At 53.7% G+C, this 16,500-nt stretch carries 13 protein-coding genes; 6 read left to right on the forward strand and 7 right to left on the reverse strand.

All coding sequences use genetic code 11. From position 1 onward, the window contains the following. The first annotated feature begins 17 nt into the window (after positions 1–17). On the forward strand, positions 18–1,727 hold the full coding sequence (locus NNL38_RS09000; RefSeq protein WP_255390604.1) for a putative 2-aminoethylphosphonate ABC transporter permease subunit: 1,710 nt from the start codon (positions 18–20) through the stop codon (positions 1,725–1,727). 265 nt (positions 1,728–1,992) lie between these two features. Continuing rightward, the gene (gene phnR / locus NNL38_RS09005) at positions 1,993–2,694 is read left to right on the forward strand and encodes a phosphonate utilization transcriptional regulator PhnR (RefSeq protein WP_255387723.1); all 702 of its coding nucleotides are present in this window, start codon (positions 1,993–1,995) and stop codon (positions 2,692–2,694) included. Positions 2,695–2,821: 127 nt separating this feature from the next. On the opposite strand, the gene NNL38_RS09010 is transcribed toward phnR, so the two are convergent. From NNL38_RS09010 to NNL38_RS09035, 6 genes are all read right to left on the reverse strand, one after another. Continuing rightward, on the reverse strand, positions 2,822–4,234 hold the full coding sequence (locus NNL38_RS09010) for an FAD-dependent oxidoreductase (protein ID WP_255387724.1): 1,413 nt from the start codon (positions 4,232–4,234) through the stop codon (positions 2,822–2,824). A gap of 230 nt (positions 4,235–4,464) precedes the next feature. Continuing rightward, the gene (locus NNL38_RS09015; RefSeq protein ID WP_255387725.1) at positions 4,465–6,126 is read right to left on the reverse strand and encodes a L,D-transpeptidase family protein; all 1,662 of its coding nucleotides are present in this window, start codon (positions 6,124–6,126) and stop codon (positions 4,465–4,467) included. Positions 6,127–6,510: 384 nt separating this feature from the next. After that, the gene (gene folE, locus NNL38_RS09020) at positions 6,511–7,164 is read right to left on the reverse strand and encodes a GTP cyclohydrolase I FolE (protein ID WP_255387726.1); all 654 of its coding nucleotides are present in this window, start codon (positions 7,162–7,164) and stop codon (positions 6,511–6,513) included. A gap of 249 nt (positions 7,165–7,413) precedes the next feature. After that, a complete protein-coding gene (locus NNL38_RS09025; protein ID WP_255387727.1) occupies positions 7,414–7,926 on the reverse strand; it encodes a DoxX family protein in 513 nt (170 codons plus the stop codon). Then, on the reverse strand, positions 7,923–8,792 hold the full coding sequence (locus tag NNL38_RS09030; protein WP_255387728.1) for an NAD-dependent epimerase/dehydratase family protein: 870 nt from the start codon (positions 8,790–8,792) through the stop codon (positions 7,923–7,925). Before NNL38_RS09030 ends, NNL38_RS09025 begins: the two co-directional genes overlap by 4 nt. Positions 8,793–8,863: 71 nt before the next feature. Next, positions 8,864–9,841 (reverse strand): AraC family transcriptional regulator, encoded by a 978-nt coding sequence (locus NNL38_RS09035; RefSeq protein ID WP_255387729.1) that lies wholly within the window; start codon positions 9,839–9,841, stop codon positions 8,864–8,866. Between the two features lie 310 nt (positions 9,842–10,151). Between NNL38_RS09035 and moeA the strand changes: the two genes are divergently transcribed. Together moeA and moeB are read left to right on the forward strand one after the other, a co-directional pair. Next, complete coding sequence (gene moeA, locus NNL38_RS09040; RefSeq protein WP_255387730.1) at positions 10,152–11,384, forward strand: molybdopterin molybdotransferase MoeA; 1,233 nt, start codon at positions 10,152–10,154, stop codon at positions 11,382–11,384. A 30-nt stretch (positions 11,385–11,414) separates the two neighbouring features. Then, positions 11,415–12,161 (forward strand): molybdopterin-synthase adenylyltransferase MoeB, encoded by a 747-nt coding sequence (gene moeB / locus NNL38_RS09045; protein ID WP_255387731.1) that lies wholly within the window; start codon positions 11,415–11,417, stop codon positions 12,159–12,161. A gap of 138 nt (positions 12,162–12,299) precedes the next feature. Here moeB and NNL38_RS09050 read toward each other — a convergent pair whose 3' ends face one another. Continuing rightward, a complete protein-coding gene (locus tag NNL38_RS09050; RefSeq protein WP_255387732.1) occupies positions 12,300–13,139 on the reverse strand; it encodes a CvfB family protein in 840 nt (279 codons plus the stop codon). 310 nt (positions 13,140–13,449) lie between these two features. Here NNL38_RS09050 and NNL38_RS09055 point away from each other — a divergent pair, with 310 nt between their 5' ends. Continuing rightward, entirely contained in the window at positions 13,450–14,793 is a 1,344-nt protein-coding gene (locus tag NNL38_RS09055; protein WP_255387733.1) for a hypothetical protein, read from the forward strand. 150 nt (positions 14,794–14,943) lie between these two features. Next, positions 14,944–16,437: a protein adenylyltransferase SelO gene (locus NNL38_RS09060; protein WP_255387734.1), complete on the forward strand. Its 1,494-nt coding sequence runs from the start codon at positions 14,944–14,946 to the stop codon at positions 16,435–16,437. Positions 16,438–16,500: the final 63 nt, after the last annotated feature.

Consider the following 16,500-nt stretch of genomic DNA (forward strand, 5'->3'; position numbering starts at 1 on the left):
TCACCAGCGAACCCGCAATGACCCGCGCTCAAGCCAGCGGCAAGCAGCGACTCTACCGGCTCAGAAATGCCTTCAGCCGCGATAACCTGATCCTGGGCATCGTGCTCAGCGGGGTGGCCATCATCATGGCCCTGTTTGTCCTCGCCCCACTGGGTGCCATGCTGCAGAAAAGTGTCCTCGACCGTGACGGCAATTTTGTCGGCATGGCCAATTTTGCCGAATACTTTGCCTCACCGGCACTGTGGCTCTCACTGCAAAACACCATGGCGATTGGCCTCATCGTCACCATGGCGGTCGGTTTGCTGGCCTTCGGCTATGCCTACGCCCTGACCCGCAGCTGCATGCCGTTTAAAGGATTGTTTACCGTCATCGGCGCAGCGCCAATTCTGGCCCCTTCACTGCTGCCGGCGATCAGTCTGATTTATCTGTTCGGGAATCAGGGGATTGCCAAAGACTGGTTGATGGGCTATTCCGTCTACGGCCCGATCGGCATTGCCCTGGGCCTGATCTTCTGGACGTTTCCGCACGCGGTGATGATCCTCACCACCTCGCTGAAAACCTCCGATGCGCGCTTGTATGAAGCCGCGCGGGCACTCAATACCTCGCCGTTTAAAACCTTCTTCATCGTTACGCTTCCGGCCGCGAAATACGGCCTGATCAGTGCGCTGATCGTGGTCTTCACCCTGGTGGTGTGCGACTTCGGCGTACCGAAGGTTATTGGCGGACAATACAATGTGCTGGCGACGGATATCTTCAAACAGGTGGTCGGTCAGCAAAACTTCTCGATGGGTGCGGTCACCAGTGTGATCCTGCTGCTCCCTGCCCTGCTGGCTTTCGCCGCCGATCGCTGGGTACAGAAAAAACAACAAGGGTTATTTGATTCGCGCTCGGTGGCCTACACACCGGCCCCGCACAAAGTCCGGGACGGCCTGTGCTTGCTGTTCTGTGCCGGGATCGCAGTCGCCATTCTGGCGGTCATTGGCATGGCGGTGTACGGCTCGCTGGTGACCTTCTGGCCCTGGAACCTGACCCTGAGCCTGAACAACTATAACTTTGCCGAATTCAGCACTTATGGCTGGGCACCGTATTTCAACTCGATTCAGCTCGCCAGCCTGGTTGCACTTCTCGGTACAGTGGTGATCTTCATCGGGGCTTACTGTATCGAGAAAGGTCGCAGCTTCAGTCCGCTACGCAACCTGCTCCAGATGATTGCGATTGTCCCAATGGCCGTCCCCGGCATGGTGTTGGGTCTGGGCTATATCTTTTTCTTTAACCATCATGCGAACCCGATGGCGGTTCTGTACGGCACCATGACGCTCCTGGTGGTCAACACGGTGATCCACTACTACACGGTCGGCCATATGACCGCCTTGACCGCGCTCAAGCAGCTGCCGGCAGAAGTCGAGGCCATTTCGGCCTCAATCAAGATGCCGCAGTACAAAGTGTTTTTCAAAGTGACGGTTCCGGTCTGTATGCCAGCGATTCTCGAAATCGCGGTCTACCTGTTCGTCAATGCCATGACCACCACTTCGGCCATTGTGTTCCTGTACGCGACCGATACCATGCCGGCCTCTGTCTCCGTGCTGAATATGGATGATGCCGGTCAGACCGGTCCGGCGGCCGCGATGGCCGTCATGATCCTGCTCACCGCGGCAGGGGTAAAGCTGGCACATGTTGCAACGGGGCGCTTCATTGAGCGCTCGACCCAAGCCTGGCGAAAACGCTGAGCAACCATGCCATGGCCCTTGGGTTACCTTGTTCATCCAATGGTCATGGAAAACAATTAATCTGCGTTCACCAATCCGATACCAAGCTGAAGATCCGGCCAGCACCTTACCCCGACAATCAAACTCAGCTTGGTATTTTTTATGAACAATCAACATCTAACGCGTTTGATGAACCTCAGTTGCTGCCTGGTCAAGCCATTTGTCCCGCGCAGAAAACTGATATAATGCCCTCGCGCACCGCACATGACATGATGAAAGGTAAATCGTGCAATATTTAAAAATCATGGAAGCCATCAATGAACAAATTGATGCCGGACTTCTGATTGCAGGGAATAAACTGCCGGCCGAGCGCAAGCTGGCTGAATCTTTTAATACCACGCGGGTGACTCTGCGGGAATCCTTGGCCCTGCTGGAAGCCGAAGGCAAGCTGTATCGCGAAGATCGTCGCGGCTGGTTTGTCTCACCTGAGCCGCTCAAGTACGATCCGACCTACACCACTAATTTTCCGGCCATGGCCAGAGAGCAGGGCCGGGTTGCGCGCTCTCAGCTGCTGTCTGCCAAACGGGTCCCAGCCAGTCGCCGCGCTGCTTCCCTGCTACAATTGCCGCCACTCACAGAAGTGTACCGGATCGACCGGCTGCGCTTTTTAGATGAGCGCCCGGTCGTGGTAGTCACCAACTTCATTTTGCCCCAGCATTTTCCCGACTTGCTGGATCATGATGTCACCAACTCGCTGACAACCACCTATCGTGAGCAATACGGTGTGATCTACTCGAAAACCCGCTACCGGGTGAGCACCACATCCCTTTTGGGGGAAACCGCCCAGGCGTTACGTGCGACCTCCGGCAGCCCGGCGATGTTTGTCGAGCGACTGAACTATGATCAGCACAATAACCTGATTGACTGTGATCTTGAGTACTGGCGCCACGATGCCATCTGTATCGAATCACTGGCGACACTGACTTAAACACATATTGGGTCGGCTTTGAACCGCCCCAATATGCAAACTCGCCACTGAGTCCATTAAAAAACCGCCAACCTAAAAAGACTGGCGGTTTATTTATGTCTAAAAACTTGATCCGAGATATCGAATATTAGCCCTTGTCCGCCTTCCCGGCCGCATCAGCAAACTTAGCCAGTTGCTGATCCAGCCAGCGCGGCTTCAGTCCGGCATCCTCTGCCGCCTCTTTTCGGCGAATGGCATTGCGGACCAGCATCGCCCCGCTCCAGCGCACCGGCTCCGGCGGGAAATAGCCTTTGGGTCCCGACACCAGGCCGCAACGCCGCCATGCGTTGTCCTGCTCCAATACCAGGGATGAGAGGATCTGACCGCCAATCCAGGTTTGCGCCACCCCGTTGCCGGAATAGCCCAAACCATAAACGACATCGTGATTGTCTTTGAAATAACCGAAGAACGGCAGGCCGGTCACCGAGCGATCCGAAGCGCCGGTCCAAGTGGTGGCAAACGGCTCATCAGCCAGCGACGGGAAAAAACCGGCAAAGGCCCGGCGCAGCAGCGACTGATACCGGCTTGGCTGATCAAAGATCGGACTGACCCGGTTGGCAAAGGAAAAGTGATTGCCGCCCTTGCCCAGCATCAGACGACCATCAGGCGTCGTTCGGTAGTAATGGACAAACGTTCGTGAATCAACAACCGCCTTGCCGTCAGCCAAGCCCATTTGCTGCAGCTTGTCCGGAATTGGCTTGGTAATCGCCATATCGGAAGAAACCAGCACAATGCTGCGACGAAATTCAGGAAACTTCTCCACCATCCATGCGTTGAGCGCCAGTACCACTTTACCGGCAAAAATATCAGCCTGCGGGGTCGTGATGGTGATCGGTGCATCGGTATTGATATCTTCCATCGGGGTGTGCTCATAGACTTTCACTCCCAGCTTCTCTGCCACCTGCTTCAATCCCCGCACCAACATCGCCGGCTGAACGCTGCCGGCCGCCGGAGAATAGAAACCTTCCCGATGCAGCGCTGATCCCGCAGCCTGCTGCACCTGCTCAGTTTCCCACTGTTGCCAGCTGTTGATTTCCTGCGCATCCAGCGCCTGCAACACCGGATCCAGACTCCCTTCCTGCGCCGCATTGGTCGCGGTATACAGCGCGCCATGGCGCCTCAGTTGGGCATCAATCCCATGCGCCTGGCAAAACGCTTCGATTTCATACACCGCCTGCTCAGACGCCTTGACCAACCGGACCGCTTCTTCTTCACCGTAGAGCTTTTTCATCGACAGGTACTTAGTCGACCAGGTCAACATACAGCCGCCGTTCCGACCCGACGCCCCGCTACCGCACAACCCCTTTTCAATCACCACCACATCCAGGGATGGCTGCTGCTGCTTCAGATTGATCGCAGTCCACAGCCCGGTAAATCCCCCGCCGACAATACAGACATCGGTTTGAATATCATGGGTGAGTCCTTTAGCACTGGCCGGCGATTCCGCTTTCATTGCCTCGGCAAACCAGTAAGGCTGGCATGCCTGATGATTCTTTTGCATATTTCACCTTGGTATAGACCAAAACAAGATTGCGCTAATGTAAGGCAAAACTGTGAATCCTTCATGATCACCAGCGGCTGACACAAAAATTTCATCACCCAGAGAGCCCATATATAAAAAGCCCTCACATAAAAAAGCCCGGCCCTGTTGAGCAGGGCCGGGCTCTGATACCAAGCACAGAAAATACGATTTCTGATCACTTACTTTGCTTGGTATGACGATGTCTTCGCTCAGTAGCTGAAGTCTTTCAACGTAATATACTGCGGCTCAACCGGCTCGGTCCCCGGCCGGTCATAGCCGTAAATATCTTCACGCATTTGCAATTGTTGGTGCTCATCGAGCCAGGCGGTGACATAGGTAAAGTCCACGTCCACCCGTTTTGCGAGGCTAATCGTGTCCTGCCCCTCATCACGAACCATGGCCCGGTAAGGCGGGATCCCCGGGCGGGCCTGGTATTCGAGTAAGAACTCCGCCAGCTCATCGGCTTTTTCAACCCGGACACAACCGGAGCTGAAGCTACGTTTATGCTGCCGGAACAGGCCGCGAGCCGGGGTATCATGCAGAAACACCGAGTAATCATTAGGCATCAGAAACTTCACCCGGCCCAGGGCATTTCTCGGCCCCGGCCCCTGCTGGAATTCATACGGGAAGGTTTCCGGCTCAACCGCGCTCCATTCAATCTGAGACGGTGAAATTTCACTTCGATCACGCCAGCTACGGACAATCCGCATATTCCGTTCGGCCAGATAACTCGGCGACACTTTCACTTTCGGGATCACATCTTCCTGTTTGATGGTTGTCGGCACATTCCAGTACGGGTTGACCACCATGGTATTGAGCGAGGAAGAAAACAGGTACGTTGGCCGTGAGCTGCGCCCGACAATCACCTTCGATTCAAACACCAGCTGATTGTCCTGGGTCACCCGCAACATATAATCCGGAATATTGACTTGGATCCTCGGACGCTCGGTCTCTTGGATGCCAAACCGGCTACGCTGTATATTCAGTGCAATCACCCGTGCGACTTCCGCATAAGGCAACACCAACTGGCGTACGGTTGCCGGGCCAATAATACCGTCATCCAGCAACCCGTTACGACGCTGGAACGCCTGAATAGCATGATGGACTTCACCACTGTTGGTTATGATCGGCTGATCGTCCAGCAGTTGGTAATCGAGCTGGCTGAGATCGCCAAACTGCATCAACACCTCCAGAAGCTGATGGCCATTGGGGATCACCTGATGCTGCTTCACAACCCCGCGCAGCGGCAGCCTCAGCCCGTGAGGGGCTAAGGTACGAAATGTTTCAGCCATTGCCACCGCGCGCTCCAGCCGCATCACATTCGGACGCAATTGCTCAAGCTCGGCGGCCAAATCCAGTGGCAGCTTCAGTGAGGTTAAAATATTTTCCGGTTGAGTTGTCAGCGGAAACTCCGCCTGGACAAATAATCCACTGGGATTCGCCTGTATTTTTTCGATAGCAGATTTATAGAGCAGAAAAGTATCAGTCGCGACAATGTCAAAGGCCCGTTGATCCGTCTCCTGCTTTAATCGCTCAAGCTCAGTAATCCGCACCGCTAATCCGGGCACAAGTTCTGCGTAAGCCAAAGATTTTAATTGCAACAGGAACTCATCTCGCTGCGGTGATTCAGTCCAGATCGGATAATAATGATTTGCCGCATATATCTGCTCCAGCTGCTGGGGCAAACAAACTTTCTCTGAGCGATGCGGACATAAATCCTGTTGGCTGACCGGCTGATAATTTGCCAGCGGCTCCCAGCCCAACTGCGCTTTGGCCTGTACCGTATCGGAAGACAACGCCACAGCGGCCGCAAGAAACGAAATCACACTGAGTTTTAACACAACATGCAAGGTACGGCTTACTTCGAACATTATTAACAATCCTGCTTAAGGAAGAAAACTATTAATGCTCTCAATCCATGATGACTTTTAGGGTTTATATTGCCGAATCAATCTTCGGTTTCATTTCAGCAATACATAATATTTAGTCAACAAACTGACATTATGACAAATAAATACCAAAGCGCGATTTAAGATCTTGTTTTTAAAAAAACTAAAATATTCCACTCTCGGACAATCATGTATTTATTTCATACTTTTTTATGAATACTCATCATAAAAACTGTTTTATCCTATCTCGAATTATCAAAGGTTCAGGTATTTAATGTGTCAACTTATCTCAGGACGGGACATCAATAAATAAAAAGCCGGCTGAGATCAATCAGCCGGCTTTCCATATTGAAAATAGATTCGGGTTTACCGTAAACCGTTCAGGAACTCTGCACGTGTTGCCGGGTTACGTTTAAAGATCCCACCCAGCGCAGTGGTCGTGGTTGCACTGGTTGCATCCATCACCCCACGCGCTTTCACGCAGTAGTGCGTTGCGTCCATAGTGACGGCAACATCGTCACTTTCCAGCAAAGTCTGCAGCGCGACGAGGATCTGCTGGGTCATTCGCTCCTGAACCTGCGGACGCTGGGCAAAGAAACGGACAATCCGGTTGATCTTGGATAAGCCAATAATTTTGCCACGTGGAATATACGCCACGGTCGCCTTACCATCGATGGTCACCAAGTGATGCTCGCAGGTACTGGTCAGCGTAATATCCTTAACCCGAACCATTTCATCACAGTTCATCTTGTTTTCAATGACGGTGATTTTCGGGAAGTTCGCATAATCCAAGCCAGAGAAAATCTCATCCACATACATTTTGGCGATCCGATGGGGCGTTTCCATCAAACTATCGTCGGTTAAATCCAACGACAACAGCCCCAGGATTTCACGCATATGATATTCAATTTGCTCTTTCTTCTCTTCGCGGCTGACCACCCGGTCGGTCATCGGTGTTTCAAGCCCGCGCGCTTCCAGTGCGTTACGCACTTTTAATGCAGATTCACTTAATGCCGTCATTCTTTCCCTCCAACTGGCCCAGGCGTCATGCAGTATCAATGCCTTAATATCAGCAGCCAGCGATAATCAAGCCCGAAGGATACCTGTAATTGACACAAAATACACTACGAAATTACCAAATGGTTCTTGCTGAGAGCCCAAGAGAGTTCGGGCCGGAGAGGGAGCTGGCTTCAGCATTGATATCAGTTGACGCGGGATCACAGGGCAATGGTGAATCCCCTCACCAAGGCCCTGATAAAAGTAAGTGGTTTAATTATTGCTCAGCCGGGCCGGCCGAAGACATAAATAATAAGCCCAGGCAATCAGAGTACATTGCAGCGGGGTGCGGATCAGCAGGTAAACCGGCCCCCATTGATGACCGCCCAGTCCGATGTAATTCACTGCCGCATAAATGTTTGCTGAAAAGAAAATCACAAACACGCCAATCGCCAGTTGCGCGGCACGTACCCGAAAGCGCGGTATCAACAGCCCGATGGCAATCACCAACTCCAGCAATCCCGTGGCGTACACCAGCTCAAGACGCATCGGCAACCAGGGCGGCAGCATTTCTACCATGCCCTGTGTTTTCACGACATGCCCTAAGGCAAAGAAGAAGAACGTCAGGCTTAAGCCCAAAAAAGCCTGCTGTTGCCGGGCATGGGCAGCGCTCTGAGTCGAATCCCGCGCCGTTCCCTGTCCCTGACGTTTTCTCCTGCTCAGCAATCCGGCAGCAATCAACATCGGGCCGGTGAGGAGCAGGAGAATGATCACTGGCGTGATCATCCGAATGCCTCCCGGTCCGCATAAATCCGTTTCGGAACCCAACCGAGTGTTGCTTCTGCTTTTTGGCTGGAAAAACGCTGCTTTAATCTATATCCCTCGGTCCAGTCCCCATAGATTGCGCGCCACTGTTTGTCGGCATGAGTCAGGACTGGCCCTTCAGCAAGCGATTGAGCCAGGGTTTCCACACGCACTGCCGGATCGCCGACGCCGATATACTCTTCTCCGGCCATGCCTTTTTCCAGCACCAGCCGATACAACTCGGCCAGATTACACCGCTCCACCAACGACCAGGTCAGTGATAGCGACGTAGGGACCGTCGGTTGCCCATTGCGTTCCAGCTCCATCAGCATGATTGGCGGGACATACTGCTCTTCGACACCAATCACATTGGCCGGACTGACAACCCGCAGATCAATGTTCGGCTGCGCCGCCAGCCATGACCCGTTGTCATTCATCCATTGAAACGTATCGATGGACCGGCGCTCAGACTGCTCGGTGATCACTTGTTCATGATCGCCGTAAGTCCAGCATCCGTTGGTATAGAGCACAATTAAAGGGGTGTTCCGCGTTGTTGCATGTGACGCTAATGCCTGCACAAAGCAGCGATCTTCAGTTGCCATACTTTCCTCAAAGCCGCAAGCAGTATGGATCACAGCATCAACCTGCTCAAGATGCGCCGACCACAATTCAGGTTCTGCAATGTTGCCGTTCACCGGCAAGCACCCGGTGGCGGCCGCCTTTTGCGCACTGGCTGATGAGCGGCACAAGGCGAGTACCTGATACCCATGTTGCTGAAGTTCTTCGGCCACTGCACTGCCGACATAGCCGGTGGCCCCGGTTAGAAAAACGGTTGTGATTTGGCTCATAACTCTCTCCCTGACGTTGTTTTCCTTCAACTTACGGACATTAACCTGTCAGGAAAAGGCATCTGCTAAACTTACCGACTGATCATCGATAGCGCCGGATGAATCGTCGATTTTTCGGGTCCACTCCCCTGCGCGGCCAACCGGTATTGCTTCGGTGTGCTCTGGTGAAATTGCTTGAAGTTTCGGATCAGCACATCACTGGACTGAAAACCGCAGTATTGCGCAATTTGCTGAACCGAGTCGGAGGTCGTTACCAGGCGTTCGGCAGCGACAAAGCAACGCCATTGCCGCAGAAACTGGAGCGGCGCCGTCCCGGCAACACGTTTAAAGCGCTCAGCAAAGGACGAGCGCGACAACGCCGCGAGACTCGCCAGCTCCTCGACCGTCCACTCTCTGGCAAAATTATCCTGGATTGCCAGAATAACACGCGCCAGATGCCGATCATGCAGCGCACGCAGCCAGCTCGGATTAATCGCCAGTGTATTCAGCCCCCGCAGCATTTCGAGAAAAAACAGCTCCAGCAAGTGCTTCATCGCCAGATCATGCCCGGCGTCCTGCTGCAGATTTTCCTGGTAAATCCAGGTCAGATAGTTCTCCAACCGATCTCCGGGATCGATATCAACCACGATGGTATTCGGCATCCCGCCAATCTTGGGATCCTGCCCCCAGTGCTGCACCATGGAAAAGCGGATATTGCCGCACATCAGCTGGCACGGGGCGCCATCCCCGCCAATGTTCATCTGCCGGATCGCTTCCGGCGTCTGATGATCAAACAGCTCACTGACCGACTGGCAAGGAACCCCGGGCTCACTCATGATGCGGTGTGCACACCCATAGGGCAACAGGATCACTTGTCCTGCCCGCAGGTGGATCGGTGCCTGCCCTTCAACTTCCACTACGCAGCGGCCCGAACGCAGATAGCTGAACGCCCCACAATCGAGCTGGGTTTCCGCCATCCCCCACGGCTCGCGAAGCCCGACCTGGGCAAACACTTCCACCTGTGGTGAAAGATGGCGAATGAACTGACTCAAGGGATCTTGAAAATGCATGATCACAACCCATACCAAACAATGTGAATATTCAACGGCGAAAGCCGGGAAGCGTCAAGCCGGGACATGGGATCCTCAGCGCCCTGTCACAACTTCATGCTTTCTCATCTGCTTCATGCCTGCTCACATACACCATGCCTTTTCACACCCTGCACGTGCTTTCCCAAACGATTCCCCACTGAACGCTCTATCACAAAAGAGTTATTCTTCCCGGGTTGCCACACACAGATTAGTGAAGCCCCTGTTTTTTTGTCATAATGGCGGTCACGCCAATTATGTATAAGCCGTTGACGACAAACAGGTACACTTTATGGGATGTTGTGATGTGCCAGGCCTGATGCCTGTAGAAGATGCCCTGACCAAAATCTTGGCAGAGGTAAAACCTTTAACGAAAACCCACACGGTTGCACTGGCCGATGCCATTGGACTGGTTATTGCGGAAGATATTCGCTCACCGATCAATGTCCCGCCTTTTGCCAACTCGGCCATGGATGGTTATGCCCTGCGCCATGCCGATCTCGAAAACACCGACACCCTGACCCAAGTCGGCAAGTCCTTCGCCGGTGCGCCGTTTGACGGCCACTGCGGCGAAGGCCAGTGCGTACGCATTATGACCGGCGCTGAAATTCCGGCCGGAGCCGACACTGTGGTGATGCAGGAAGAAACCGAGGCCGATGGCGATCAAATCCGTTTCCTGTCCCAGCCTAAGGTGCAGCAGAATATCCGCCCGATTGGCGATGATGTCTGCCAGGGCGATGTGGTCGTTGCCAAAGGCCACCGCCTGACCGCCCGTGAAATGCCGCTGTTGGCGTCGCTGGGCATCGCCACCATCACCGTTTTTCAGCGTCCGCGCGTGGCCTTCTTCTCCACCGGTGATGAACTGCGCCCGGTTGGCGAGCCACTCGAAGCCGGTCAAATCTATGACAGCAACCGCTACGGCATTCGTGCCCTGCTGGAGAAATTCGGCTGTGAGGTGATGGATCTGGGGATCATTCCGGATGAGCCGGATAAATTGCGCGACGCTTTCCAGCAATCCACGCAAGCCGATGTCGTGATCACCTCCGGCGGCGTCAGTGTCGGCGAAGCGGACTACACTAAGACGATCCTGGATGAGCAAGGCGAAATCGGTTTCTGGAAAATTGCCATCAAACCAGGCAAGCCGTTTGCCTTTGGCACCATCGGTAATACATGGTTCTGCGGCCTGCCGGGCAACCCGGTGTCAGCCATGCTGACACTCTACCAGCTGGTGCAGCCCATGCTGGCTAAACTGGGCGGACACAGCCAGTACCAGCCGCCGCAGCGCCTGAAAGCCAAGGCCACCACGGCCTTTAAAAAACAGCCGGGCCGAACCGACTTCCAGCGCGGGATCTACCAAGTCAATGCCGACGGACAACTTGAAGTCGCCACCACCGGCAATCAGGGCTCTGGTGCATTCAGCTCGATGCATCTGGCGAACTGCTTCGTGGTTTTAGAACAGGCGCGCGGCCGGGTTGAGCCGGGCGAAGATGTCACCATTGAGCTATTCAACCAAACGATGTACTAAACGGCCCCAACGCATAGACAGGAAAACACTGTGGTAGAACTTAGCGACGCAGAAATGCTGCGTTACAACCGCCAGATCATCCTGCGCCAGTTCGATTTTGACGGCCAGGAAGCACTGAAGGCATCGTCCATGCTGATCCTCGGTGCTGGCGGCCTCGGCTGTGCCTCGACGCAATATCTCGCCGCAGCCGGGGTCGGCAAGCTGACCTTAATTGATGACGACAAGGTCGAAGTGTCGAACCTGCAACGCCAGGTGCTGCACAACGACGCCACAGTCGACCTGCTCAAGGTGGATTCGGCACAGAGAGCCCTGCAGACCATCAACCCCAATACCCGGGTAGACACCCTGGCCCGCCGTCTCGACGACAGCGAACTGCTGCCGTTGATCGCGCAGCACAGTCTGGTACTCGATTGCAGCGATAATGTCGAGACCCGCAACCAGCTCAACCGCTTGTGCCACCAGAGCCGGACCCCCCTGATCTCAGGTGCGGCCATTCGGATGGAAGGGCAAATCAGCGTTTATACCTATCAGGACGACGAGCCGTGTTATCAGTGCCTCAGCGCTCTGTTCGGCCAGCAGGCCCTGAGCTGTGTGGAAGCCGGGATCATGTCGCCGGTAGTGGGGATTGTTGGCGCCGTGCAGGCCATGGAAGCGATTAAAGTGGTCGCCGGGATGGGCCAGCCGCTGAGCGGAAAAATCCTGATGCTGGATGCCATGACCATGAGCTGGCGGGAAATGAAGCTGAGCAAGCAACCAAGTTGCCCGGTGTGCGGCTGACCATGTGCTGCGAATTCCATAACGAGCTCGCAACCGCCTGGTTCAGATAAAGCAAAGCCGGTCAAGAAGACCGGCTTTCTTTTTGAGGACAGGATTTAAATCGCACCGGGATTCGAGAGCTCTCCGATGACGTTTCAATTAGTTGTCGTTAAGACGGATCCCTTCGCGCTCAATGATGATCAGCCCTTTCTTGTACAGACCACCAATCGTTCTCTTGAACGTGGCCTTACTGGTGCGGAACTCTTTAAAGATCGCTTCCGGCGAAGATTTGTCGCTCAGTGGGACAAACCCGCCCTTGCGCTCCAGCGTGGTCAGAATTTTATCGGCCAGATCATCCACCTTGGCCCGGCCGGCTTTTTGCAGGGACAGATTGATTTTGCCGTCCGGACGGATTTCCTTGATAAAGGCTTTGAGCTTTTTACCCGGGAACAGTTTGCCGAAAGCTTCGGTGCGGAAAATCAAGCCCCAGTGCTGATCTTCGATCACCGCTTTGTAACCCAAATCAGTTACTTCCGCGATCTGGATCTGGACTTCCTGACCAACCTTATAGTTGGCCGGGGTTTTATCCAGGAAGCGGTTAAATTTAGTTGAGCCGACAATCCGGCCGGAAGCTTTGTCGGTATATACCCGAACCATGATGTCCTGGCCTTCTTCCAGGCGACGGCGCTGCTCACTGAACGGCACCAACAGATCTTTTTTCAAACCCCAATCGACAAAGGCACCCACCCCGCAGATTCCCACCACCCGCAGCAGTGCAAAATCTCCAACCACAGCCAGCGGACGCTCCGTGGTCGCGATCACGTCATCTTCAGAATCAAAATAAATAAAGACTTCAATTTCATCGCCCAGCTCAGTGCCGGCCGGAACATCCGATTTCGGCAACAGAATATTGCCAAAGTCTTCACCACCATCAAGGAATACGCCAAAATCTACCAGTTTGACGACCTCTAACGTGTTGTATTGTCCAATTTTAATCATCTGTTCGACACTCTCTGGGTATATAAAAACGAACCAGGCTGCCTGCCTGTCTGGCCGCTGACAATCGTTGCAGCCATCATTATCGATTGTAGGCGGCGCATTATACGTGATGTTGCTGCAACACGCCTCGCCTATCGACAGTTATTTGTTTGTTTTTCCGGCTAACGAAGCCCCATACTGGGCTATACAATAAGATTAAGCGATTAATCTTACGAAAAATCACCCGGCCAATGACATTTGTATCAAAAGTGAGTGATAATCTGCATCATCATCTTTTCCATCATTAATCCGTAAGAGGTCTTAAAGCATAGTGATCACTGTTGAAAAAAAAGACGGCCATAAAATAAAAATCTCCCACGTCATTCAAGAAACCACCAATCGACAGCTTGATCTCTATCTCTTCGTCCCCGGCGAGCTGGGCCTGAACCCCAATATCCTCTCTGAAGATGAGTTTTACCATAATGCCCTGCTTGGCAAACGAACCTATTACAGTGACGTTAACCATCTGCCGCTGGTTCACAGCCGACTCGCCAGCCGGGGGAAACTCTCTACCGAACAATACCGCTTAAGCCTGAGCCTATACGCCTACCAGTATGCCCTGGCGCTGGAGGAAACCGTCCACCAGCTGCTGGATGACAAGGTAGAGCGTACCCTGGCGGAAGTCAGTGAAGTCGCAGAGCTGGCCGTGCGGATCTTAAAGCGGTTACGCCGGAATGTGCCAAGCGATAAAAAACTGCACAAATACTACGAAAACATTGATAACTACCTGTCCTGGTATACCGAGCAGCGTTGTCTGGAACTTATTGCTCACCTGCCACGCAGCAACGATTATCCGGCAATCAAAACGATGCTGATTGAGATCTGTGAAAACGAAGCGGAACATCGCCTGAAACACAACTACAACTCCAGTCGAGCCACCCAGGATCCGACCAGGATGTCGAACAAAATGCGGCTGCTACGTCGCCTGATCGAATACCCGGTAACCATCAAAGAAACGACCATGGAACTGGGCAAAAACACCCAGAGAATTGTGACCGGGTTTGCTGCCGGGTTTGTGATGATTTTTGTCACCCTGATGTTGATCAAGGCACGCGGGGTACTGGGCGACATTACCGCCTCCTTCATTCTGGTACTGTCGTTTATCTACGCGGCGCGAGAAGTATTTAAAGATGATCTAAAAACCGTGTTGTGGCGCTGGGTGCGTAAAGGCAAGCCGAAGTGGCGCAAACAATTTGTTAATGCCAGCTCAGGCCGCTTGATCGGCCGTCAGCTCGAATGGCTGGAATACACCAGCTACGACAGGCTCGACAATGACATAAAGAAGAAACGCAAGCACAAGGTCTCCCAACGGGAAGAGACCATTCTGCACTATAAAAGTACCACCCGGATGTCGACGACTAAGTTCCTGACCGGTTACGAGCAGAGCCGCGAGTCGCTCCTGCTGGATCTGCGGGTGATCGCCAAGCTGATGGAAAAAGGCTCGCAGCGGGTCTACCAGCTCAAAGACGGTCAAGTTTCGAAAGAGTCGGTTGAAAAGCGCCACCTGATCAACCTGATCACCAAAGAGACTGATGAAGATATGACGGTTCGGATCCAACGCTGGAAAATCATTGTTAACCGTTCCAAAATTGTCGATATCGAAGCAGTAGATTAACCATGGGGCGAACCGCTATGCTTACAAGAAGCCGGTTGGGCAGTCGCTGAGCATGAAAACCCCTACTTTTTATCTCTTGTTAGCGGCCAATAACTTGCTACCCTGAGCCAACTTACCACCGCTCGATCCACTTTCGCTAAGGTCAGCTTGATGCGCGCACTTTCAGAACTGGTTTTCCATAATACTTACAGTGAATTACCGAGTGACTTCGGTACCCGGGTCACGCCTCAGCCGCTGAGCGATCCTTGCTTAGTCAGTGTCAACCCGCAGGTTTGTGCGCTACTGGAGCTGGATCCGGCGGAGGCGCAAACGGATTATTTTGTCGATCTCTTCACCGGCAATGACGAGTTGGCCGGATTTGACCCGATTGCGATGAAATACACCGGCCACCAGTTCGGCCAGTATAACCCGGCCCTGGGGGACGGGCGCGGCCTGCTGATGGGCGAAGTGCTGACCAGCCAAGGTAAAAAATGGGATATCCACCTGAAAGGCTCCGGAATGACGCCGTACTCCCGCCAGGGCGACGGGCGGGCAGTACTGCGCTCCAGTATCCGTGAATATCTTGCCAGTGCCGCCATGCACGGCCTGGGGATCCGCACCACCCATGCCCTGGCCGTTCTCAGCAGCGCCACACCGGTTTACCGGGAAAAAGTCGAGCGCGGTGCCACTTTGATCCGGGTGGCCGAGAGCCATCTTCGCTTCGGTCACTTCGAGTACCTGTTCTATACCGAGAAGCATGGCGAACTGAAATTGCTGGCGGATTACCTGATCCAACATCATTTCCCGGATCTGCTGACTGCGGAGCATATGCCGGCTCCCGCGCAACCAGATCGCTATGCCGCCATGTTCCACCGCATTGTCAGCCTGACCGCAGAGATGATCGCCGACTGGCAGTCGGTCGGATTTGCGCACGGGGTCATGAATACCGACAACATGTCCGTGCTTGGTCTGACTTTCGATTATGGCCCCTACAGCTTTCTTGATGACTATCAGCCGGGCTTTATTTGTAACCATTCCGACTACAGCGGCCGCTATGCCTTCAACCAGCAGCCGTCCATCGCCTTGTGGAATCTCTCGGCACTGGGTTATGCCCTGTCACCGCTGATTGAAAAAGAGCTCATTGATGAGGCGCTCAACACCTATCAGCCACAATTGCAGCAGCACTACAGCATCCAAATGCGCAACAAGCTCGGGTTGCAGGAACAGCTACCCCAGGACTCGCAGCTGTTCAGCGATATGTTTACCCTGCTGGCCAACCAAGCTGCGGATTACACCCTGTTTTTCCGTACCCTGTCGGAAATTCCGCACGATGAAATCGCGCAGAGTGCAAACCGGTTTGAATCTTTCTTCGGCTGCACCCAGGCCCTGTCAGCCTGGCTAGCGCAATATGCGGACCGGCTGGAGGCCGAACCACGGGATGACACGCAGCGGCTGGCCGCGATGAAAGCCGCCAACCCGAAGTTTATCCTGAGGAATTATCTGGCCCAACAGGCGATTGACGCGGCTGAACAAGGCGACTTTACGATGATTGAACGGCTCATGAGCGTCCTGGCAGCACCGTTTGAAGAGCATCCGGATGATGCACATTTGGCTGATGTACCACCGCAATGGGGCAAAGAGCTGGAAATCAGCTGCTCATCTTAGCATCACGACCAGAAACCCCGGCCTGTCACAAACTGAGCTTATACCAACAACGATGTGCACATG

Source organism: Photobacterium atrarenae, from assembly GCF_024380015.1.
In the GTDB taxonomy this organism is placed as follows: domain Bacteria; phylum Pseudomonadota; class Gammaproteobacteria; order Enterobacterales; family Vibrionaceae; genus Photobacterium; species Photobacterium atrarenae.

Coding starts and splice junctions, on each gene's coding strand:
- NNL38_RS09000 (WP_255390604.1), top strand. CDS start 18: ATGACCCGCGCTCAAGCCAGCGGCAAGCAGCGACTCTACCGGCTCAGA.
- NNL38_RS09010 (WP_255387724.1), bottom strand. CDS start 4,234: ATGCAAAAGAATCATCAGGCATGCCAGCCTTACTGGTTTGCCGAGGCA.
- NNL38_RS09015 (WP_255387725.1), bottom strand. CDS start 6,126: ATGTTCGAAGTAAGCCGTACCTTGCATGTTGTGTTAAAACTCAGTGTG.
- folE (WP_255387726.1), bottom strand. CDS start 7,164: ATGACGGCATTAAGTGAATCTGCATTAAAAGTGCGTAACGCACTGGAA.
- NNL38_RS09025 (WP_255387727.1), bottom strand. CDS start 7,926: ATGATCACGCCAGTGATCATTCTCCTGCTCCTCACCGGCCCGATGTTG.
- NNL38_RS09030 (WP_255387728.1), bottom strand. CDS start 8,792: ATGAGCCAAATCACAACCGTTTTTCTAACCGGGGCCACCGGCTATGTC.
- NNL38_RS09035 (WP_255387729.1), bottom strand. CDS start 9,841: ATGCATTTTCAAGATCCCTTGAGTCAGTTCATTCGCCATCTTTCACCA.
- moeA (WP_255387730.1), top strand. CDS start 10,152: ATGGGATGTTGTGATGTGCCAGGCCTGATGCCTGTAGAAGATGCCCTG.
- NNL38_RS09050 (WP_255387732.1), bottom strand. CDS start 13,139: ATGATTAAAATTGGACAATACAACACGTTAGAGGTCGTCAAACTGGTA.
- NNL38_RS09060 (WP_255387734.1), top strand. CDS start 14,944: ATGCGCGCACTTTCAGAACTGGTTTTCCATAATACTTACAGTGAATTA.